Origin of the sequence: Candidatus Avelusimicrobium stercoris (assembly GCF_002437085.1) — a bacterium.
Taxonomy (GTDB): Bacteria; Elusimicrobiota; Elusimicrobia; order Elusimicrobiales; family Elusimicrobiaceae; genus Avelusimicrobium; species Avelusimicrobium stercoris.
Genome location: NZ_DJOA01000018.1, coordinates 831 through 21,125, shown reverse-complemented (window position 1 = coordinate 21,125; position 20,295 = coordinate 831). Strand labels below are relative to the sequence as shown.

Sequence of the window (20,295 nt, the reverse complement as noted above, 5' to 3'; positions counted from 1 at the left end):
GGCCCGGTACCGCACGAAAACATCAAAGGAAAGGCTTGGTTTGTGCATTGGCCGCTTAACCGTGTGCGCTGGATTAAGTAAGTTTTCACGTGAAAACAGCGCCCTTATATTGCAATTTAACACTAATTAATGTTTAATATATGTATAGTTAAACGGAGGATTTATGGGAGAAATTGTCGTCATCGCCAACCAGAAAGGCGGGGTAGGTAAAACCACTACTTCTATTAACCTTTCCTATGCGTTGGCTTGTTTGAACCAAAATGTGTTGCTCGTGGATTTTGACCCGCAAGGTAATGCCGGTTCCGGCTTGGGGGTAACGGTACAAGACGGCGATAAATCCGTATATCATCTGCTTACCAAAACCGCTACGTTTGAACAGGTGGTCCGCCAAACATCTAGTGAAATGCTGGACGTTTTGCCCGCCTGTAAGGATTTGTCCGGGGCCGAGGTGGAACTGGTAAACGTGCGCGGACGCGAAAATATGCTCAAAGACGCGCTGGACCCCCTGCGCCAAATGTACGATTATATCATTATTGATTGTCCGCCCTCTTTGGGGCTTTTGACCTTAAACGCAATGATGGCGGCGGACAGCGTGATTACCCCGGTCCAATGCGAATATTATGCCTTGGAAGGCTTGGCCCACTTTATGAACACCGTGGCCAAAATCAAACAATTTTTGCACCCCAAACTGAAAATGGACGGTGGGCTTTTAACAATGTACGATGCCCGTATGAACTTATCCAAGCAGGTATTTGCCGAGGTTAGCCGCTACTTTGGCGACCAAGTGTATAAAACGCCTATTCCGCGCAATATCCGCTTGGCCGAGGCGCCCAGTTTCGGACAGTCTATTTTTAATTACGACCCGGCTTGCCGCGGGGCCAATGCGTATATCCAGTTGGCCATTGAATTTTTGGGCCGACGCGGGGCGGATGTAAATGCATACAAAGATTTTAAAATGACGGGCGAACTCCCGGTGAATTACGATTTTGGAGGATGAGATGGTTAGACAGGCATTAGGTAAAGGTTTAGACGCTTTAATTAAACAAACGCAAGAAGTGGTAAATATGCCCACCAGCGAGGCCGCTGTGCAGGTGCAGCAAACCACCGGGATGAGCGTTACGCGCATTGATGTAAGCAAAATTGTTCCCAACCGTTTTCAGCCGCGCCGCGTATTTAATGAGGAAAAACTCCAAGAGTTGGCCCAATCTATCAAAGAGCACGGTCTTACCCAGCCGATTGTGGTGGTGTACGATGCCGGACTTGATAAATACGAAATTGTAGTGGGGGAACGCCGCTTCCGCGCCACCCAGTTGGCCGGATTAAAGGAAATTGATGCTATTGTTCATAAACACTTGGGCGACCAAGAAATGTGTGCCTTGGCGTTAATTGAAAACATCCAGCGCGAGGACTTAAACCCTATTGAAACCGCCCTCGGCTACCGCAATTTGATGAGCAAATTCTATATCACGCAGACGGATTTGGCTTCCTATTGTGGCAAATCCAAGGCCGCTATTTCCAACGCCTTGCGCTTGCTGGACTTGGAGCCCGAAATCCAACAGGCGTTGCAGGACGGCGCCATTTCCGAAGGGCACGGCCGCGCTTTACTAATGGTTACGGACCCGGGCAAGCGCGAAATGCTCTTCAAAAAAATGCACAACAGCAAAATGTCTGTTCGCCAAGCCGAAGATGCCGCCCGCGCGCTGATGTTCCCGGTTAAAAAGGCCGAAAAAGGCGCGAAACCCGTAGAGGTGGCCTCGTTTGAGAACGATTTGCAATCTGCGTTGGGGACCAAGGTGGAAGTGAAATACGGCAAGAATATGAAGAAAGGGACGCTCGTTATTCACTATAATTCCCTGGATGAACTGGATAATATTGCCAGCCGCCTTAAAACCAAAATGTTATAGTCTTGCAGACGGCAACTCAATACGCTGGGGAGCGATTGGTGGGGCCACACTGTTTTTGCAAGGGCGCGCTCTAACGAAACAGCACGCTGCGCGCCGCGTCCTGCGGACGGCGACTCTATGTGCTAAGTAACGATGAATTGAGCCACATTGTTTCTGCAAGGACGCGTTATAACGGAACGGCACGCTGCGCGCCGCCACTCTATGCGCTGGGGAGCGATTAGTTGAGCCACACTGTTTTTGTAATGTCGCGCTCTTATGAACGGACACGCTGTTTGTGAGGGCGCAGTTTGGTAAAACAACAGACAGGCAAATTCCTTGATGATTAGAGCAACACTTTTTAGTGTTGCTCTTTTTAATTGTCCTTAACGGTCTTTGGCTGCTTGCTGTCATCCTGGAAAGTAGTAGTCTAGGATCTGTAGTTATTCAAAAAGAGGAAAACGACAGATACTGGACAGTAACCTTCCAGTATGACCTTTTAGATAACAACAATCACTACCCAAGTTGTAGATCCTGAAAACCCTGTGGACCGCTCATTTAGGATGACCTCTAATTTAATAAGGCGATATTTCACAGTGTTTGATACGGTATCGTTATAAATGGGTTATTTTTTAAAAAAATACTTAAAATATAGGTATAATTTTTAAAATCAAGCGTAATAAAGCGTTTGCAAACAAGGGGTAATTCGGATATCCCGCTTTATAAAACAGGGCAACCCATAAAAACTGGATTGCCCTGTAAAGTTTTTAGCGCACGCCACGCTACCCTAAAACATCCGTTTAAATAGTGGCGTCTTTTTCGTAAAATGCGCGAATTGTTTCACACACGCGGCGTACTTGTTCTTCGGTGATTTCCGGGAACATCGGGATAGAGAGCACCTCTTTGGCCGCTTTTTCGGCTTCCGGGTAGTCCTCGGCCTTGAAACCGCGGTTCTTGTAGGCCGGCTGTTTATAAAGCGGCACCGGGTAATATACCGCGCAGCCAATGTTGTTGGCCTTTAAATATGCTTGCAGTTCATCGCGTTTTTCCGCGCGGATGGTGTAAACATAGTAAGATTGCGCATATCCGGCAGGCGGAGTGGGGGGAAGCACCACCGGCACGCCCTCTAATCCTTCGGCATACCAAGCAGCGGCCTTGCGGCGTTTTTCGGTCCACTCTTCCAAGTGCGGCAGTTTCACGCGTAAAATAGCGGCTTGAATTTCGTCCATACGCAAGGTGGAGCCTTCCAAGTCGTATTCGTAGGCTTTGTCCTTGGCGCGGCCGCTGTGGCGCAGGGAACGGCAACGGTCGGCTATTTCGTCGTCGTTGGTGGTAACGCATCCCGCGTCGCCGCAAGCGCCGAGGTTTTTGCTCGGGTAGAAACTAAAACAACCCGCATCGCCAATACCGCCAACCTTCACGCCGTCGGCCATAGCCAAATGGGCTTGCGCGCAGTCTTCAATTACCTTTAAACCGTGTTCATTGGCCAGGTGCATAATAGCATCCATATTGGCCGGATAGCCGTAGAGGTGTACGGGCAAAATGGCCTTGGTTTTTTTGGTAATTTTGCGCTCCACATCTTGTACATCAATGTTATAGGTGCGCGGGTCAATGTCGGCAAAGACAAACTTGGCCCCCGTCAAACTGACGGAAGAAGTGGTGGCAATAAAGGTAAACGGAGTGGTGATTACTTCGTCCCCGGGGCCCACGCCCGCGGCGGCCAAAGCAATTTGGATGGCGCTAGCGCCAGACGAGCAGGTAATGCAATGTTTCACGCCGATGAGGTCGGCAAATTCTTCTTCAAATTTTTCGGTTTGCGGGCCCAAAAGCCAATGCATAGAGTTCAGGGCTTCCATAGCCGCGGCATTAATTTCCTGCTTCAAACTGTCGTGCTGTTCCTTTAAGTTAAACAGCGGAATCGGTTTTAATTCGTCCGTCATAGATTTAACTATCTCCTGTTATTTGTATAAAGTATGTACTTCGGGCATTTCCAAAAGGTCTTTGGTGATGTTTTGAAAGTCGTGCCCGGTAAAAGTGGCCACCAAACTGACGTGAAAGAGGTTGTCCTGTTTGGTAACTTCGTTTTTTAAAATGGTTACTTGGTGCGCTTCAATTTTTTTGATGATTTTGTTTACGGCGTTCCACGTGGGGTCGCAAACGATATAAACGGTATCGTAATGTTTAACGAGTTCCACCAGTTTAAGCGTTTTGCGCACGCCCAGTTGCACCAGTAAAATGGACACCGCCGACAGCGAAGCCCAAAAATACTGTCCGTACCCCACCGCCATACCGATAGCGGCCACCAGCCAAACGCCTGCGGCGGTGGTTAAGCCGGAAATCTTGTTTCCGTCGCGCCAAATAGAGCCTGCGCCCAAAAAACCTACGCCCGTTACCACTTGCGCGGCAATACGGCCCGGGTCGCCGCCCTGTTGACCCATATATTCAGATAAAATCGTAAAAAGCATTGCGCCCAGGCAGATCAGGCAGTTGGTGGCAAAGCCGGCGGGCTTGTCGTGGTATTGGCGTTCCATACCCAGCACGCCGCCCAAGACAAGGGATAAAAATACTTTTATGAAAATATCGTCCATATTCTTATCATACAATACCCGGGGTAAAAAAGTAAATAACCCGGGCATAAATAAAAAACCCCGCCGTGTTGCGCGGCGGGGCTTTTCAGTAAAAACTATTAGAAACGCCAGCCCAGTTTGAGCATTACGTTCATATAGTGGATACGGCTTTTGCCAAAGGCGTCTTTAAAGTCGCTGTCGGCTTCTACCAAGTAGTAGCGGCCTTCTACGCCGAAAATGGTGGAGTCGTCAATATCAAATTCCAAGCCTAAACCAACCATTTGCGCCAAGTCGGTGCTGCTGGTGGTCAAGTGGGAACCGTCATCAAATTTTTGGCGGGCAAACATATGGCCCACACCCGCGCCAAAGGGGATGTACAAGCGGGTGGCTTGGGAGGGGAAGAACGTTACGCGGCCCGTAACAAGCCCGGTAGCGATACCCGTGCGGTAGTAAGAATCCATCCCGCGGGAGGTAAACGTATCGCCGTCGCCCAGTTGGGCATAGTTAGCGTCCAAACCCAAGGAGAAGAAGGAGATAATATTGCGGGTAAAGCCGATACCGGCGGTCCAGCCCGTGGTACCCAAGTCAACTTCCTGCCCGTTGTGGCTCCAACTGTCTTGGGGTAATACCATACCGCCGTATAATTCTACGCGGGTGGTGTTTTTGCGCAAACCGTATTCTTGCAAGCCGTAATAGTCCTGCGCAAACACCACAGGGGCGGCTACGAATAAGGCGCATAATAAAAGCAGTTTTTTCATAAGGCTCCTTATAAAAGATAAGATAATTATATTGTAAAAATTTTATAACCCTTTTACAATGTGAATTTGATTTTCCACACGGGTAAAAGTGCCGTCCGTATTGTCCTGCACTACTTTATCCCATTGGCCGCGGGCGCGCAAAATCTGCTCGGCAATGTCGCGCACCGCCGCATCTCCGCCGTGGCGGGGGGAGGTGTATAGGGCTAACTTTTTGGCTTCGGGTACGCTGTTGGCTACGGCCAGCGGCAGCCCCACGCGCGACATCATCCCCAGGTCAATGAGGTCATCGCCAATAAAGGCGGTTTCTTCGGGGCTGATATTAAAATGCTCTTGCAAATAGTCCAAGGCTTTGTGCTTTACAGCGGTATTGTAAAAGAGATATTTCATCCCCAGCAGTTTCGCCCACCAGGCAAGCGTATCGCTGGACCCGCGCGAGACGATACCCGTCTCCACGCCGCAATAGGTTAAATACATTAACCCCATACCGTCTAACGATTCAAAATGCTTGATTTCGCGCGTAACGCCGTCTTCGCCTGTAAAAAAACTTAATTGGCTGTTGGTCATTACGCCGTCCACATCCGTAAGCAGTAGTTTTAATTTTTTGGCTTTTTGTATAAAAAGGTCGTTCATATCATTATTATACCTTTTCCATAGGGCGAAAAATTATATAATAAATTTATGAGAAAGTTCTTAACTCTGGTACTGGCAAGTTGTTTGCTCGCTTGCGGCTGTACGCCCAAAACGGTTATCAGCAAAACATACGATTTTAACCAAATGGACCGTATCGGCATAATGGCGTTTACAAATACGCGGCCTGCGTTGCAGGGCGTGGAAAATTTATTTGCCAAATATTTAATCAGCGCCGGATTTAAGGTAGTGGAGCGCGCCCAACTGGAAAGCGTACTTAAAGAACATAACATTTCGGTCTCGGGGTATTTGTCGCCCGAAACCACGCGCGAGATAGGCAAAATTTTAGGTGTAGATGTGTTGCTTATCGGCGAGGTGAGTTCTTATTCGCCCGCCCGCACGGAACTGACGCTAACCAGCACCCGCCACACGGAATCCCGCCCGGTTTACACGCAGGACGTAATGCAACTGCCCGACGGCACTTATGTGGGATATACGCGCAACGTGGGTACGCAGTACACGCACTCTACGGATGTCCGCCCGACGGAATACACCATTAATGCGCGGGTGGGCATTATTGCCAAACTGGTGGATGTGGAAACGGCTGAAATCGTGTGGATTGGTTCAGCCGACGAATCCAGTTCCAGCGCGTTGGACGCGGCGGATTATATCGCGCGCGGCCTCGTGAAGAGTTTTAGCAAGGAACTGGCCAAAATCCAGGAGGGCAAATGAGCCGTTTTGAGTCGTCTTTGGCTGAACAATCGGCCATTTGGATATTAAAGGCGTTTTTTATGGGTGTAAAAACGCTGTTCGTTTTAGCGGCGCTGACGGTGGGCGCCTTGGTGGCGGGGCAAAGTTCCGTGGCTCCTGTCAGCGTGCATTTGCTGACGTCCTACGGGATGGAATACGCCGCTGCCACCTTTAAACCGTACCGTCATTGGTTCCCGGAACCATATTTAATAGAGTTAGAAACTAAATAAGAGGACTTATATGTTAGACATTAAATATATCGTTGCTCATCCCGATGAAGTTAAAAAACGCCTGTCGCTGCGCAAGCCGGAACTGGCCGCGCAAATTGACGGCGTACTTACCAAATATTCCGCTTACAAAACCGTTTTAGCCCGCGTGGAGGAACTGCGCGCCAAACGCAACGAAATGTCTAAATCTATCGGCAAGATTAAAAAGGAACAAGGCGACGAAGCCGCCAAGGAAGCAATGGCCGAAGTGGGCAAGTTAAAAGAAGAAATGGCCGTAAAGGAAGCCGAACTGGACCCGCTTAAAAAAGAAATTAACGATTTGCTTTTGAGCATACCGAACTTGCCGAACGAAAAAATCCCGGTAGGCGTGAGCGATGCGGACAACCCGGAATATTTGCCTTGCACGATCCCGCTGCCTAAATTTGATTTTAAACCGCTTGACCACCAAGCGGTGGGTGAAAAATTGGGTATTTTGGACTTTGAAGCCGCCGCGGCCCTGTCTGGCAGCCGTTTTGCCTTGTTCAAGGGCGATGGCGCCCGCTTGGAACGCGCCATTATCGCGTTTATGCTGGATATGCACGCCAAAAAGGGCTATACCGAAATTTTGCCCCCGGTCGTGGTGAACGAAGATATTTTGATTGGTACGGGCCAGTTGCCCAAATTCCGCGAGGATATGTATGAACTGGTGGGCGAGCCGAAACAATTTTTGATTTCCACCGCCGAAATTCCGCTGACGAACCTGAACCGCATCCGCGTAATCCCTGAGGCGGAACTGCCCGTCAAATTGACGGCGTATTCCCCGTGCTTCCGCAAGGAATCCGGCACTTATGGGAAAGACACCCGCGGCTTAATCCGCAACCACCAATTTGATAAAGTGGAACTCGTAATGCTATCCCACCCGGAACACTCCTACCAAATGTTGGAGATTATGGTTTCCGACGCGCAAGAAGTGCTTAAAGAGTTGGGCTTGCCTTACCACGTGGTGGAACTGTGCAGCGGCGATATTGGCTTCTCTTCCGCCAAGACGTACGATATTGAAGTTTGGATGCCGAGCGAAAACCGCTTCCGCGAAATTTCCTCCTGCTCCAACTGCCTGGACTTCCAGGCCCGCCGTATGGGCTTGCGCTTCAAAAACGCCCAAGGCAAGTTGGAATACGTCCACACGCTTAACGGCAGCGGTTTAGCCGTAGGCCGCACCTTTGCCGCCATCTTGGAAAACTTCCAGCAGGCGGACGGATCCGTGATTATTCCGCAGGCCTTGCGCCCTTACTTCGGCAAAGACAAGATTGAGGCCAAGAAGTAATGAAGAAGTTTTTTCATTTGCTGGCGGCGGTATGCCTTTTGGCGTCCGCCGCCGTTTCGTCCCAAGCGGAAATTACGCTCCCGCCGGACGTAATGGCCTACGCCACGGAAGGGATTAACGGCGTATATAGTTTGGATTTTGACACTGCGGATAAAAACATCCAAAAGGTGTTTGCCGAATACCCCGACCACCCGTTTGCGCACTTTGGCAACGCGATGATTGCTTGGAGCCGCTACGAGTACGAATATGAACTCAGCGACGACAAACAACGCAAGGTGTTTGAGCAGATTTTGGATGATTCCATTGCCGGCATTAAACGCTGGATTAAAAAGAACCCGGACGATTCCAACGCCTATATGGGCATTGGCGCTTTGTACGGACTGCGCGCGATGTTTACAATGAGAAACCGCAGTTGGATTACGGCGTATTTCAGCGGCAGAAAGGCAATTAAAAATTTGGAAAAATCCTTGGAGATTGACCCCACCTATTACGATGCATATTTTGGCCTGGGGATTTACCAGTATTACGCGGGCACCTTGCCTTCGGTCATTAAGGTTTTAGCCAAAATCGTAGCCATTAAGGGCAACCCGGACGAGGGGGTAAAACAACTCAACTTGGCGCGCGAAAAGGCGCACTTTACGTCCGACAGCGCCAAACTGATTTTGATTGAAATCCAAAACACGCGGGGCAGTAAATATTACGATCCGGAAAAATCGTTGCAGTACATCCGCGAGTTGCGCGCCAAATATCCCAAAAATCCACTTATGCACTATGTGGAAATTATCTGCCTGTACGAAACGGGCCACTATAAAGAAGTAACCGAACAAGCCCAGCAGTTTTTGGCTTTAATCGGCAAGGACCCGTTTTATAAGGATATTTACATTTCCCGCGCTTATACCGCGCTGGGGACCGCGCAAATGGCGCAGGGCAATTTTGAGGCTGCCAAAACCTTGTTTGAACAAGGGCATACGGCGCTTGAAAAGCAGGAGCCCAGCCGCTGGGGCGTGTGGAACGAGTTCCGCCTGGGCGAGGTATACGATATTTTAGGCGAGCGCGAAAAGGCCAAGGCGCAATATAAGTATGTGCTTTCGTTTAAGGATAAATGGGGCTTTGACGATGCCGCAAAGGCGCTCTTAAAAACGCCGTATAGCGTGTCGGAAGGCGGAAATGTAGGTCCGTTGCCCCCACTGTAAAAACCGCATAAAACCGTATTTTAGCCGCCCGAAAGGGCGGTTTTTTATTGGGGGAAAAAGTGCAAAGGCCCTTGGCGGTAAAGCGGGTAAATTGATATCATTGAGATATGGCAAAATATTGCCAAATTACCCTAGGAGAAACAAAATGAAAAAATTAGCAGTATTAGGTGTGCTTTTAAGCCTTTTGTGTGCCTGGCCGACCGCTGCCCAAGCCGATAACTGGGGCGTTGGCGTAAAGTTGGGCGCCAGTGAAAACGACCCCAAAACGATGAAAGAATTGCAAGATAGAAGCCGGTATAGTACTGAATTAGACGAGAACGGTGTTGTATTTGGTGGAGTGGAAGCAATGTATGAGTTTGATTTGAACGACGAAGCCAACAAATTGGGCGTGAAATTGGGCGTTGATGTTTTTGGTCAAAACGAATTGAAAATTTATGGTTCTGGATCCGACGAAGTAACGGAAACAACCTATGCTATCCCGATGACGGTTTATTATAAAAGATATAACGGCGTAAAAGCTTGGAGTCCGTTTGTGGGCGCCGGGGTTTCTTTCTTCCGCACGGAATTAAAAGTAAATGCCTATAAAGACCACGAAAGCAAAGTGGTGCCCCACTTGGTGGCGGGTGCCGAATACCGCTTTACCAACCTGTTTGCCTTGGGCTTTGAAGCCAAATACAACTTTGGTGCTAAGTTGGAAAAAGACGGCGACGTCTATTCCGATCATACTGGTTTAAGCGGTGCGATTACCGGACGTTTCTACTTCTAATCAGTTGTACAACTTGTTTTACTTGGGCTTGCGCTATTATCCGCGCAGGCCCTTTTTGTATAACGAGAGATCCCGGATAAAGACCTTCCGGGATGACAACACAAGCAAGTAGGTCCTGCAAGCCCTGCGGGCCGCCAGTTCAGGACGACGGCCTTATTTTTATCACAGCCTTTGCCTTTTGTCGTCATTCCCGAGAGTGGTAGTCGGGAATCTGTCGTTTGTCTTTTCTTTTTTAATAACAGCGGATCCCCGAACCCTGCGGGCCGCCAAATTCCTTGGGGATGACAAGGAGAAAAGGACTTCTTATTAAATAAGGGGTTATTTTGAATTGGCGGTGCGCCGGAGCGTTTTGAAAGAGCGCGACCTTGTGGAAAGAGTGTCGCTCCACTAATCGTAAACCCGCGCATAGAGAAGCGGCCTGCAAGGTGCGGTCCGCAAAGGTCGTTTTAGAAGAGCGCGTCCTTACAGAAAGAGTGTGGCCCAACTAATCGTAAGTCAGCGCATAGAGAAGCGGCGCGCAGCGTGCGGCCTGCAAGACAAACCCGCTCCGAAGAGCGGGTTTAAATTATTTCTTTACGGCTAAGTAGCCCATTAAGCGGTAGATTAACTTGGAGACATTAAACTCCGTAATCACGTCCGCTTTGCGTTGGCAGGCTTCCACTACGTCCACCGCCACGATTTTTTTATGTTTAATGACTTCGCGGAACAAGTCCAGCGCTTCATACCACATAAAACCGCCGGGCTGTGGCGTGCCCGTAGCCGGGATGACGGAGGGGTCAAAGCCGTCCACGTCAATGGTCATATAGACGGTGTCAGTCAGTTTTTCAAGCACTTGCGGAATCAATTTTTTGATATCGCGGTGTTCGTGCATTAAAAATGTGGTTACCTTGCCGGCGTTGCAGTATTGTTTTTCTTCGCTGGCAACGCTGCGGATACCCACCTGCACCACCGGCACTTGGCGGCTGGCCGGATAAAGCGCGCAGGCGTGGCTTTTGGGCGTGCCTTCAAAGGTTTCGCGCAAATCGGCGTGAGCGTCAAAGTGCAGGATGCTCAAATTTTTGTATTTATCAATATACGGCTGGGCCAAGGCTTGCGTAACCGTGTGTTCGCCGCCGATGTAGAACGGGATGGCTTTGTACTGCATTAAATTCCGTACGGTTTTATCAATATTTTTAAAGACCGTATTGGTGGAACCCTTGCAGTTGACGGCGGGTTGGGTGTTGATGCCCAATTCCCAGGTTTCGGTTTTGGTTTCTTCGTCCCAAAGTTCAATTTGGGTAGAGGCCTCAATAACGGCAGCGGGCCCCTTGGCGGTACCGTGCCCATAGCAGACCGTCTTTTCAAACGGTACGGGCACTACCACGAATTTACAAAGGGGCAGAGAACTATATTTGCTCTCTAGCCCCATAAACTTATCGGTTTGTACGTTATCGCTCACAAATGTTACCGGAGTTATTTGACAAACACAGCCGCAGCCACTACGGTGGTCCAAAGGCCTTCCACGCAGATGGCGGACTGGGTAATGTTGGTCGTGCGGACGATTTTTCCGCTCATTTTCCAGATTTCTTCTTTCTGGTCCCACGTAGTATTGTTATCAAACTCAATACCCAACGTGGTAGAGAGCATCAAAGCGGCCAAGTCTTCCGCATAGTCGCCGGCCTGTTTGTCGGTTTCGCCGAAACTGTGGTGTTCGGAAATATATCCGTGGGTGGTTTTCCCTTCTTTCGGGATAGCCAACCCCACCGAGGCGGAAATCAAGCGGCGGTATTCGTTGCTGGTGTTTCTGCTGATGACGCAATGCAGAATTTGGCCCGGGTGCAATTCTTGAAGCCCTTTGGAAACGGGCACGGTTTTGCAGCCGGGAGGGAAGATGCTGGATACAGGCACCAAGTTGAAACTGGCAATTTTGGCGTCTCTCAACGCTTCTTCAAAACTGGCCAATTTTTCTTTGTGTCTGCCAATTCCTTTGGTAAGGAAGATCTCTTTGGGTACAAACGCTTCGTACATTTTTATTTTTCCACTAATTCCTTGATGTGAGAATTAATATAATATTAATTATAACAAATAACACAAGACCAAAACATCTTTCTTTGTTATTGTTACGGGCTTTCAAAGCAGCGGTTGCCCCCGCAATGGGAAAACCGCTACAATAAGAGTGTATTATATTACTATGAAAAAAACAAAATTTCTTTTGGTTACGGCTTTGCTTTTAACCGCGACGGGAGCGTTTTCTATGGCAGATATGTTTAACAAAAACGGCGTTTTACATTTTGATTACAAGGCGGAGGAACTGGCCCCGGCCGAGGCCGCCGCGCGCGTAAAACTGGAAAAAGATTTAGCCGCTTTAATTGCTATCCCGCAGGCAGAGCGCACCTTTGACAATACCATTATGGGCTACGAGCGCGCCTTTGACAATTACGGCAACGCGTTGGGGATGAGCGGATTTTTGTCCTATGTTTCCACGGATAAAAAATTCCGAGACGCCGCCAACGATTTGCAAATGCAAATCAGCCAATATATGGTGGACGTAGCCACCCGGCGCGACGTGTATAAAGCCATCCGCGAATATACTGACACCAACCCCAAGTTGGACCCGGTGCAGGCAAAACTCGTTAAAGAAATGCTGATTGGTTTTAAAAACAGCGGTATGGATTTAAACGATGCTGATTTGGAAAAATTTAAAGCCTTAAATAAAGAAAAAGCCGAGTATATTATTAAGTTTGATAAAAACATCCAGGAGTACAAGGACCCCTTGGCCGTTACGCAGGAACAGTTGAAGGGCTTGGGCGAAGATTATATCCAAAAACTCGCCAAGACCGATGACGGCAAATATTTGGTTACGCTGGATTACCCCGATTATGTCCCCTTTATGCAAAATGCCGATGACGAACAGGCCCGCAAGGAATTAGAATTTAAATTTAACCGCCGCGGCGGACAGGAAAATGTGGAACTGCTGGAAAAAACGCTCACCCTGCGCCGCGAAATTGCCCACCTGTTAGGCTATAAAAACCACGCCGAACTGCGCTTGGAAGACCGTATGGCCAAAAACCCCAAAACGGTAATGACGTTTTTAAAGGATTTGCAAAAGAAATTAAAACCGCTTGGCAAAAAAGAAGACAAAGAAATGATTGCCTACAAAAATTCCAAAACCGGCAAAAACAGCCGCACGCTTTATTCGTGGGAAAGCGGCTATTGGAGCAACAAATTCCGCAAGGAAAATTTGGAATTGGACAGCGAAAAAATCAAAGAATATTTCCCGTCCCAAGTAGTGATTGACGGGATGCTTGATTTGTTTGGCGGGGTATTTGGCATTACGTTTGAGCCGGTGGATATCCCCGTGTGGCACCCGGACGTAAAGGCGTTTAAAATTAAAGACAAAGCCACAGGCGAACTGGTAGCCTACTTTTATATGGACCTTTATCCGCGTGAAGGCAAATACAAACACGCGGCCTGCTTCGGCTTGGTGGACGGCGAGGAAAAGCAGGACGGAACGTATCAAATTCCGTTCGTGGCGATTGTAGCCAACCTGAATAAACCGTCCGGGGATACCCCTTCTTTATTAAAGCACGGCGAAGTGGAAACGCTGTTCCACGAGTTTGGCCACGTGTTGCACAACGCTTTAACCAAGGCGAAATATTCCGCCTTTTCGGGCACCAGCGTCAGTTGGGACTTTGTAGAAGCCCCCAGCCAAATGCTGGAACGCTGGGCGTGGGACCCGCAGGTGCTTAAAAAAATCAGCAAGCACTACAAAACGGGTGAACCGCTGCCGGATGAATTAATCAAACGGATGATTGCGGCCAAAAATTTCGGTGCGGGCGGTATGTATCTGCGGCAGGACTTTTTTGCCCAGTACGATATGACGCTTCACACCGCGGATACAACCCCGGATTCCACCAAATTATATTTTGCATTAACCAAAAAAATCCGCGGGCTCCCGCTTACCAAGGGCACGATTCCGCAGGCCTCGTTCGGCCACATTATGGGTGGCTATGACGCGGGGTATTACGGTTATTTGTGGTCGGAAGTAATCGCCGAGGACTTTTTTGGCGAGTTTAAAAAGCACGGCATTTTCAACCCGGAAACGGGGTTAAAATTCCGTCGCGAAATTTTGGAAAAGGGCGGCACGCTGGACGAAGAAAAAATGGTAGAAAACTTTTTAGGCCGCCCGGTGGATAATAAGCCCTTCTTAAAATCCATCGGCTTGGAGAATTTATGAGCGCGGTAATCGGTATTGATGTGGGCGGCTCCACCACTAAAATTGTGGGCTATACGGACGGCGGAAAATTAATTTCCGTCTTAAAGGTGGAAGCGGCCGACCCGCTGACTTCGGCCTATGGCGCGCTGGGTAAATTTATTAACGAAAATAATTTAACGCTGCCCGAAGTAAAGCAAATTATTTTAACGGGTGTCGGTTCCTCGCTCTTTAAAAAAGAGGTGTACGGAATCCCCACGTCTAAGGTGGACGAATTTGAAGCCATTGGTCTGGGCGGGCTGGCGCTCTCCGGCAAAAAGGAAGGTTTAATCGTCAGTATGGGCACGGGGACGGCGTTTGTCCGCGCGGGCAAGGACGGCATCCGCCATATCGGCGGTTCCGGCGTGGGCGGCGGTACGGTATTGGGCCTTTGCAGTAAACTGTGCGGCGCGACCTCGTTTAAAACGGTGGTGGAAATGGCCGCCGGCGGCTCCTTGCAGCGGGTGGATTTGAATATTGGCGACATCAGCAAGGGTGTTATTCCCACCTTGTCCGCCGATACCACGGCCTCCAACTTTGGCAAAATGGAGGACGGCGCCACCCATAACGATTTGGCCCTCGGCATTTTGAATATGGCCTTCCAAACAATTGGGATGATGGCCGTCTTCGCCTGCCGCAACGACAGCGTAAAAGACGTGGTTTTAACGGGCACTTTAACCTTGGTGCCGTGCGCGAAAAAGGTCTTTAATGCCCTGCACAAAATGCACGGGGTAAACTTTATTATTCCGCAAAACGCCATTTACGCCACGGCCACAGGCGCGGCGCTTTCGTACCTATATAAAAACGGAAAAAACAATGGCGGCAAATAAAAATTCGTACAAAAAATCCAGTTTCGGCCCGGCGTTTTTCTTTTTGGAGAAACCCCGGCGCGAAGCCTTGGCCGATTATTACGAGTTTTGCCGCTTAATGGACGATATCGCCGACGAACCCGATGTAAAGGACCCGGAAAAGCAACTCGCCTTTTGGCGGGAGGAAACCGCACGCGTTTACGAGGGTACGCCTACCACGGATTTAGGCCGCCGCTTGCAAAAGGACGTACGGGCCTTTGGAATATTGCCGGACCGTTTTTTACTGTTAATTGAAGGGATGCAGGCTGATTTAACGGGCCGAATCTATCAAACGGAGCAGGAGTTGGATTGGTATTTGCTGCGCGTAGCCGTGATTGTGGGCCGCGCCACGCTAGATATTTTGGGCGTAAAGGGGCCGCAGGCGGACCAGTTATCCTGGGAGTTGGGCTGTGCGGTACAAATTACCAATATTATCCGCGACGTGGCGGACGATAAAGCCCTAGGCCGTGTGTATCTTCCCGGCGATTTGCTGGACAAGTACGGTCTCACGCGCGAGGCCGTTTTGCAGGATAAAAAAACCGCCAAACTGCCCGAAGTTTTGCGCGAACTGGCCGCACAGGCCGAAGCCCATTATCAAAAGGCGTTTGCATTAATGCGCCTGTTCCCGCACTTAAAAATGCTCCCGTGCAAAATAATGGGGTATGTATATTTAAAAAATCTTGCTAAAATAAGAAAAGAGAACTTTTTTTCATTGGCCCCGGTTAAATTAACCAAAGGCGAAAAATTACGAAGCGTATTGTATGCACTACTCAAAACTATTTTCTAACGGCTTTTTAATTGCTTGCTTGTGTACGCCTGCCGTGTCGTTTGCGGCGGCCAAGGTGTCTGCCTGCGTGGAGAACGGCAAAACGCTGTACGCCGCCAAAAATTACGATAAAGCCAAGGACGCCTTTGCGCGTTGCGTAAAAATGGACGCGTCCAATGTGGATGCGCTACTCTCTTTGGCGGGCGTGCTTTTAACGCAGGACGATTTAAACGGAGCCGAAAAATATTTTAACGAAGCGCTCAAAAATATGAAGCGTAATTCCCCGTATTGGTCTTATGTATATTCTATGTTGGGGGATATCGCGCTCAAACGCCAGCAAAATGACCAAGCCCTTAAAATGTATTCCAAATCCTTGGAGTACAACGCCGCCAACGTAAATTCTTTGGTGGGCAAGGGTGTGATTGTGGAATATCAGGGCGATAAACAGGGCGCGGCGGAATATTATCGCTCGGCGATTGCCGTGGAGCCGATGAACTTAATCGCGCGCAAGCGGCTGGTGAATTTGGAGCCGGACTATTTGACGGACGAAGAAATGCTGGAAGCCCTTAAACAGCGCTATGCCGTCAAGCCCGAGGCCACCGAACTGACGGATGCGGACCGGGCGCTTTTTTCCGCTATTCACCGCGACGAGCAACGCCAAGGCGTAACGTATTTGAAAAATAAATACCCCAAAATGCCCGCCGAATATGTGGTAACGCTCAACAAAGGTACGGGCTTTGAGCGGGAAATTTTAACGCTGGACGGATACAAAGCGCTTGAAAAAAGTATCGGGCAGGATGCGTTTAACGTGTTCAACCGTGCAGGCGTGGCGGTGCGGGATATTTACAGTCTGCGCGATATGAAGGGCAACAAAATTTACACGCCCGAAAGCACCTTAACGGACAGCGGTTTTTATGTTTATACCGAGGCCCTAAAAAACCGCAAACGCTTTTTGCTCCCCAGCGAATCCGTGCCGCCGACCCCGGCCTTTTTGGCCCAGTTGGAACAGCGGCAAGAGGAACTGAAAAAGGCGGGGTATATTGAAATTTCCCGCTCCGAAGTAAAAATGCTGGAAAACCAAACCTTCTGTTCCGAGGACACCCTGCGTAAAAATTTGGGGCTGTATATTTTGAATATGTCCAAAAACGAACGCCGCTATTTTGTGCAATCTCGTTCGTCGGACGATAAATTGGGTGTGTCTTACTATTACGTGATGTCCTCGCGCAAGAAGCGCAACCCCAAGGTAAAAGTTCCCGCCAACGCACTGGTGGAAACCTACGCCCTTTACGGCTACACGCTATGCGCGAGCGATGGCAAACTCATCCAATAACCTGGCTAATTTGCTGACACATAACACCCCCGGGACTACGCGCCCGGGGGTACTTTTATATGGTGTTAAAAATAGGGCTTGTGGGAACGGGGTTTGTTTTATAAAATAAATGTATTAGTTTTAATTTAGAGGTAATTAGAAATAAGATAAGTTAAATTTACAGCATTAAAACAATTTAAAGGTTATTTGTTGGAAGCATAGGGGAAGCCTATGCTGAGCCGGACAAAACGTCTGGCACATTGCACTCCACAGATAGCCGTTTGCTTCGCACCTCCCTCCCTAATTCGGGGGGAGGTGGGCGACGGTTACCACGGTTAGTGCAATGGCTTTGGTAATACGTCGCTTTTTTTATGGCTAAAAACGCCACTATCTTAAAGAAAGGAGTGATTAAATGAACAAAAACGAAGCAGCAGAGTTTGACGCGAGTGAAGCAGCTCGTAAAAAGGCCTTTGCGGAATTGGAAAAAGAACTTAAAAATAAAGGGTATTCTGCGGGCTTGATAGATAAGGACGAAATGCGCTGGGTATTAAGGAATACTTTTGGTGATATTATAGCCATTTTTGTTTTTGGAGGCAGGCCGTACGCCGTTAATCCGTTAAAGGAATATTCTGTCCTATATGGAGTACCACTTATTTTTGTTGGCGTGCAGAACGACCGCGTAAAGTATTTTAAATATATAAAACTCAAATTTGTTGAGGACGGAAGTTGGCACGAGATAGATTTTATGTTAGTGTTCCCAAAATATAATTCTGCAACAGAGACGGCAATAGCAATAAAGACTATCAATAAAGTGGTAGCAGAATATAATAGTATGAAAACACAGAGCACTATTGTGTGCATTGTGCTATTCGTTATGTGGCTGATTTGGTTAATAGCGCATTTGACTAAATGTGGATTCATTTGTGGCTGCCAAGGGGAATTGCCTTATTTCCTAGGAGCTTTGGTATTTATTGTCTTAATATATTTTTTGCCACTTTTTCAGGTCATTAGAATTGGCAAGGATGGTATTACCTTGATACAGCAAAAAATGCAGAGTGAAGAAAAATAAAAATGGAGAATAGAAAATGAAAACGTGGAAAATTCTATTAATTTTAATTTTTTTCGTAGGAATAACGGCGTGTAACAAACCTATACAGTTTGAGCCCCCAAGTGAAGGATTGGGTACGATACACGAAAATTCGGCTTGGCAGGGTGGGGCGAATATTAAGTTACGATTAAGCCTTGAGAACAATATAATTGATGATATAGACCAAACCTTTTCTTATGCTAAGAAAAGTTTAACCAAGTTGCAATTTGAAAATTTGCGAAATGCTGTTGAAGCCAACCAAAAAGCCATAGAATGCCAAGTCGCGGACTTGGATGAACTCGGGGAGCCCTATCAATTGGAAAATTGTTTCATTTCTAAAGAAGAAGATACATATTATGCAAATATTTATATTTCTTCTTCAGAATGGCCATTTTGCAGACGCACACTCTTTCCTGGGACTTGCGCCTATGGATGCGAAAGGAAGAAATGTATAGACTCGGAATGGAAAATTTGGGTAGAACCCCAAAAAGATAGGTTGAAATTAATTGATATGACCTATGACAAAGCTCATTATATCAAACTTATATGTAAACATAGAGTGTGCTCGTTAGTAGATGAGAAAGGGGAAAAAATAAAAGAAATTACGGTGAAATATTCTGTTCAGAAAAATGATACTGGGGAAAAAAGATATGTTGAACGAGTAAAAAAAGAGGCGCGGCAAGCAGAACTAGAACGTTTGAGACGGGAACGGGAAGAAAAAGCGGAAGCCGCCCAGCGCGCAAGAGAAGCTCGGGCAGAAGCTAGGGCGAAAGAAAAAGCACGAAAATTAAAGGCTTGTTATCAATTAAATGACTTTTTCATTCTAGTTCGTGGGTCAGAGTATATGGTTCTTAAAGAAAAATATGATCAGAGTTTACGTGCTTGGCAGGATTTGAATTGTTACGCTCTCATTGGGGAAGATCGTGTGAGAAAGGCCGAGGCCGAAGCCCAAGCAAAAGAATCAATGCTCCGTGCGAACGGGTGGTATTAATGAATCTTTTCCACACTCCATAGTCTGGCTTCTATGGAGTGTGGATTATTCACTTCTTGTAAATTAAAAAAAGGAATCAATAATGAAATATTTAAAAGTGGTGTTAGCATTGTTAGTTTGTTTTTGTTTATGTTCGTGTGGGGCACACCTAACTCCCAAAAGTAGAAAAATAGCCACAGTCAAAGATAATACTCTGTGCAATATCAAAGAGGGATTAGATATAAGAATACAAATAAATGCTAAAGGCAATTTAATAAAAGATATAGATAAAACTTTTTCTTATGCCAAGGCGCACTTAACCAAGGAACAGTTTGAAAATTTCAGAGCGAATGTGAAATATGCACAAGAACATATTGCTTGTAAGGTTAATGATTGGGGGACTTGCTCTGTTTCCAGCGACGGAACTTATGTCCAAGTATCATTAGAATATAGGGTTCCCTTTACAAGCAAAAAAATATTTTTTGACGATGGAACTTATAGAGAAGAACCATTTTTGGACTATTCTTCCTATTCTTATTGTCGTATTCATTGGCATACGGTTTGTGGCGCGGAAGAGCATAGTGGTTATATCCCCTTCCCTTTTTCTTTGCCAGTAGATTTTGCAAATATTTTAATATATCCTTTTGCACGAAAGAAATGTCCAGAAAACTCTTGGAAAATTTGGATAGGTCCAGAAAACGATAAAACAGGAGTGGTGGATATTGTTTATGATTCGGAGCCTTATATTAATTTTAAGTGTAACAAAGGCAAATGTAGTATTTTAAATAGTAAGGGGCAAGAACTAGAAAGGGTTCCTGTTTTTTGGCATATTAGAAAAAACAGTTTGGGTGAGAAAAAATATGTAGCAAGAGTAAAAGCCAGAGAAAGACAGCGCTTGAAAGAAGAACAACAAGAAAAGCGGCGAAGAAGAGCCGAGGAACAAAAATACCAAAAATATTTGAAAAGTCTTTTGAGCAATTATTAATAAAATATTTTTATAACTACTGCTCACA

General features: G+C 47.4%; 20 protein-coding genes. 14 read left to right on the top strand and 6 right to left on the bottom strand.

Going from position 1 to position 20,295, the window contains the following annotated elements:
• The first annotated feature begins 163 nt into the window (after positions 1–163).
• The gene (locus tag B2118_RS02985; RefSeq protein WP_428053219.1) at positions 164–997 is read left to right on the top strand and encodes a ParA family protein; all 834 of its coding nucleotides are present in this window, start codon (positions 164–166) and stop codon (positions 995–997) included.
• Between the two features lies 1 nt (position 998).
• Entirely contained in the window at positions 999–1,904 is a 906-nt protein-coding gene (locus tag B2118_RS02980; protein WP_428053218.1) for a ParB/RepB/Spo0J family partition protein, read from the top strand.
• A 776-nt stretch (positions 1,905–2,680) separates the two neighbouring features.
• Here the strand turns inward: B2118_RS02980 and B2118_RS02975 are convergent.
• The 4 genes from B2118_RS02975 to B2118_RS02960 form a co-directional block, all read right to left on the bottom strand.
• Complete coding sequence (locus B2118_RS02975) at positions 2,681–3,820, bottom strand: DegT/DnrJ/EryC1/StrS family aminotransferase (RefSeq protein ID WP_428053216.1); 1,140 nt, start codon at positions 3,818–3,820, stop codon at positions 2,681–2,683.
• Positions 3,821–3,838: 18 nt separating this feature from the next.
• Positions 3,839–4,468: an MgtC/SapB family protein gene (locus B2118_RS02970; RefSeq protein ID WP_428053214.1), complete on the bottom strand. Its 630-nt coding sequence runs from the start codon at positions 4,466–4,468 to the stop codon at positions 3,839–3,841.
• Between the two features lie 98 nt (positions 4,469–4,566).
• The gene (locus tag B2118_RS02965) at positions 4,567–5,205 is read right to left on the bottom strand and encodes an outer membrane protein (RefSeq protein ID WP_428053212.1); all 639 of its coding nucleotides are present in this window, start codon (positions 5,203–5,205) and stop codon (positions 4,567–4,569) included.
• A 42-nt stretch (positions 5,206–5,247) separates the two neighbouring features.
• Entirely contained in the window at positions 5,248–5,835 is a 588-nt protein-coding gene (locus tag B2118_RS02960; protein ID WP_428053210.1) for a KdsC family phosphatase, read from the bottom strand.
• Between the two features lie 48 nt (positions 5,836–5,883).
• Between B2118_RS02960 and B2118_RS02955 the strand changes: the two genes are divergently transcribed.
• From B2118_RS02955 to B2118_RS02935, 5 genes are all read left to right on the top strand, one after another.
• Positions 5,884–6,564, top strand: a complete 681-nt coding sequence (locus tag B2118_RS02955) for a CsgG/HfaB family protein (protein WP_428053208.1) — start codon at positions 5,884–5,886, stop codon at positions 6,562–6,564.
• On the top strand, positions 6,561–6,812 hold the full coding sequence (locus B2118_RS02950; protein WP_428053206.1) for a hypothetical protein: 252 nt from the start codon (positions 6,561–6,563) through the stop codon (positions 6,810–6,812). Before B2118_RS02955 ends, B2118_RS02950 begins: the two co-directional genes overlap by 4 nt.
• A 10-nt stretch (positions 6,813–6,822) precedes the next feature.
• On the top strand, positions 6,823–8,112 hold the full coding sequence (gene serS / locus B2118_RS02945; RefSeq protein WP_428053204.1) for a serine--tRNA ligase: 1,290 nt from the start codon (positions 6,823–6,825) through the stop codon (positions 8,110–8,112).
• Positions 8,112–9,305, top strand: a complete 1,194-nt coding sequence (locus B2118_RS02940) for a tetratricopeptide repeat protein (protein ID WP_428053202.1) — start codon at positions 8,112–8,114, stop codon at positions 9,303–9,305. Before serS ends, B2118_RS02940 begins: the two co-directional genes overlap by 1 nt.
• A gap of 145 nt (positions 9,306–9,450) precedes the next feature.
• A complete protein-coding gene (locus tag B2118_RS02935) occupies positions 9,451–10,071 on the top strand; it encodes a porin family protein (RefSeq protein WP_428053200.1) in 621 nt (206 codons plus the stop codon).
• A gap of 565 nt (positions 10,072–10,636) precedes the next feature.
• Here B2118_RS02935 and speB read toward each other — a convergent pair.
• Together speB and B2118_RS02925 are read right to left on the bottom strand one after the other, a co-directional pair.
• Positions 10,637–11,509, bottom strand: coding sequence for an agmatinase (gene speB / locus B2118_RS02930; protein WP_428053198.1), 873 nt, complete (start codon positions 11,507–11,509; stop codon positions 10,637–10,639).
• 14 nt (positions 11,510–11,523) lie between these two features.
• Positions 11,524–12,078, bottom strand: coding sequence for a pyruvoyl-dependent arginine decarboxylase (locus B2118_RS02925; protein ID WP_177746613.1), 555 nt, complete (start codon positions 12,076–12,078; stop codon positions 11,524–11,526).
• Positions 12,079–12,241: 163 nt separating this feature from the next.
• Between B2118_RS02925 and B2118_RS02920 the strand changes: the two genes are divergently transcribed.
• The 7 genes from B2118_RS02920 to B2118_RS02890 all read left to right on the top strand — a co-directional run bounded on the left by B2118_RS02920 (position 12,242) and on the right by B2118_RS02890 (position 20,267).
• The gene (locus tag B2118_RS02920; protein ID WP_428053196.1) at positions 12,242–14,287 is read left to right on the top strand and encodes a M3 family metallopeptidase; all 2,046 of its coding nucleotides are present in this window, start codon (positions 12,242–12,244) and stop codon (positions 14,285–14,287) included.
• Positions 14,284–15,132 (top strand): type II pantothenate kinase, encoded by an 849-nt coding sequence (gene coaW, locus B2118_RS02915; protein WP_428053194.1) that lies wholly within the window; start codon positions 14,284–14,286, stop codon positions 15,130–15,132. Before B2118_RS02920 ends, coaW begins: the two co-directional genes overlap by 4 nt.
• The gene (locus tag B2118_RS02910; RefSeq protein ID WP_428053192.1) at positions 15,119–15,937 is read left to right on the top strand and encodes a phytoene/squalene synthase family protein; all 819 of its coding nucleotides are present in this window, start codon (positions 15,119–15,121) and stop codon (positions 15,935–15,937) included. Before coaW ends, B2118_RS02910 begins: the two co-directional genes overlap by 14 nt.
• The gene (locus tag B2118_RS02905) at positions 15,912–17,246 is read left to right on the top strand and encodes a tetratricopeptide repeat protein (protein WP_428053190.1); all 1,335 of its coding nucleotides are present in this window, start codon (positions 15,912–15,914) and stop codon (positions 17,244–17,246) included. The genes B2118_RS02910 and B2118_RS02905 overlap by 26 nt, the downstream gene beginning before the upstream one ends.
• Before the next feature lie 391 nt (positions 17,247–17,637).
• Complete coding sequence (locus tag B2118_RS02900) at positions 17,638–18,294, top strand: hypothetical protein (protein ID WP_428053188.1); 657 nt, start codon at positions 17,638–17,640, stop codon at positions 18,292–18,294.
• 16 nt (positions 18,295–18,310) lie between these two features.
• Complete coding sequence (locus B2118_RS02895) at positions 18,311–19,303, top strand: hypothetical protein (RefSeq protein WP_428053186.1); 993 nt, start codon at positions 18,311–18,313, stop codon at positions 19,301–19,303.
• A gap of 82 nt (positions 19,304–19,385) precedes the next feature.
• Positions 19,386–20,267: a hypothetical protein gene (locus B2118_RS02890; protein ID WP_428053184.1), complete on the top strand. Its 882-nt coding sequence runs from the start codon at positions 19,386–19,388 to the stop codon at positions 20,265–20,267.
• Positions 20,268–20,295: the final 28 nt, after the last annotated feature.

Excerpts from the sequence above, each read along its gene's own strand:
- coaW (WP_428053194.1), top strand. The coding sequence starts at position 14,284 with ATGAGCGCGGTAATCGGTATTGATGTGGGCGGCTCCACCACTAAAATT.
- B2118_RS02960 (WP_428053210.1), bottom strand. The coding sequence starts at position 5,835 with ATGAACGACCTTTTTATACAAAAAGCCAAAAAATTAAAACTACTGCTT.
- serS (WP_428053204.1), top strand. The coding sequence starts at position 6,823 with ATGTTAGACATTAAATATATCGTTGCTCATCCCGATGAAGTTAAAAAA.
- B2118_RS02985 (WP_428053219.1), top strand. The coding sequence starts at position 164 with ATGGGAGAAATTGTCGTCATCGCCAACCAGAAAGGCGGGGTAGGTAAA.
- B2118_RS02975 (WP_428053216.1), bottom strand. The coding sequence starts at position 3,820 with ATGACGGACGAATTAAAACCGATTCCGCTGTTTAACTTAAAGGAACAG.
- B2118_RS02950 (WP_428053206.1), top strand. The coding sequence starts at position 6,561 with ATGAGCCGTTTTGAGTCGTCTTTGGCTGAACAATCGGCCATTTGGATA.
- B2118_RS02895 (WP_428053186.1), top strand. The coding sequence starts at position 18,311 with ATGAAAACGTGGAAAATTCTATTAATTTTAATTTTTTTCGTAGGAATA.
- B2118_RS02905 (WP_428053190.1), top strand. The coding sequence starts at position 15,912 with ATGCACTACTCAAAACTATTTTCTAACGGCTTTTTAATTGCTTGCTTG.
- B2118_RS02965 (WP_428053212.1), bottom strand. The coding sequence starts at position 5,205 with ATGAAAAAACTGCTTTTATTATGCGCCTTATTCGTAGCCGCCCCTGTG.
- B2118_RS02935 (WP_428053200.1), top strand. The coding sequence starts at position 9,451 with ATGAAAAAATTAGCAGTATTAGGTGTGCTTTTAAGCCTTTTGTGTGCC.
- B2118_RS02970 (WP_428053214.1), bottom strand. The coding sequence starts at position 4,468 with ATGGACGATATTTTCATAAAAGTATTTTTATCCCTTGTCTTGGGCGGC.
- B2118_RS02900 (WP_428053188.1), top strand. The coding sequence starts at position 17,638 with ATGAACAAAAACGAAGCAGCAGAGTTTGACGCGAGTGAAGCAGCTCGT.
- B2118_RS02910 (WP_428053192.1), top strand. The coding sequence starts at position 15,119 with ATGGCGGCAAATAAAAATTCGTACAAAAAATCCAGTTTCGGCCCGGCG.
- B2118_RS02980 (WP_428053218.1), top strand. The coding sequence starts at position 999 with ATGGTTAGACAGGCATTAGGTAAAGGTTTAGACGCTTTAATTAAACAA.
- B2118_RS02955 (WP_428053208.1), top strand. The coding sequence starts at position 5,884 with ATGAGAAAGTTCTTAACTCTGGTACTGGCAAGTTGTTTGCTCGCTTGC.
- B2118_RS02940 (WP_428053202.1), top strand. The coding sequence starts at position 8,112 with ATGAAGAAGTTTTTTCATTTGCTGGCGGCGGTATGCCTTTTGGCGTCC.
- B2118_RS02925 (WP_177746613.1), bottom strand. The coding sequence starts at position 12,078 with ATGTACGAAGCGTTTGTACCCAAAGAGATCTTCCTTACCAAAGGAATT.
- B2118_RS02920 (WP_428053196.1), top strand. The coding sequence starts at position 12,242 with ATGAAAAAAACAAAATTTCTTTTGGTTACGGCTTTGCTTTTAACCGCG.
- B2118_RS02890 (WP_428053184.1), top strand. The coding sequence starts at position 19,386 with ATGAAATATTTAAAAGTGGTGTTAGCATTGTTAGTTTGTTTTTGTTTA.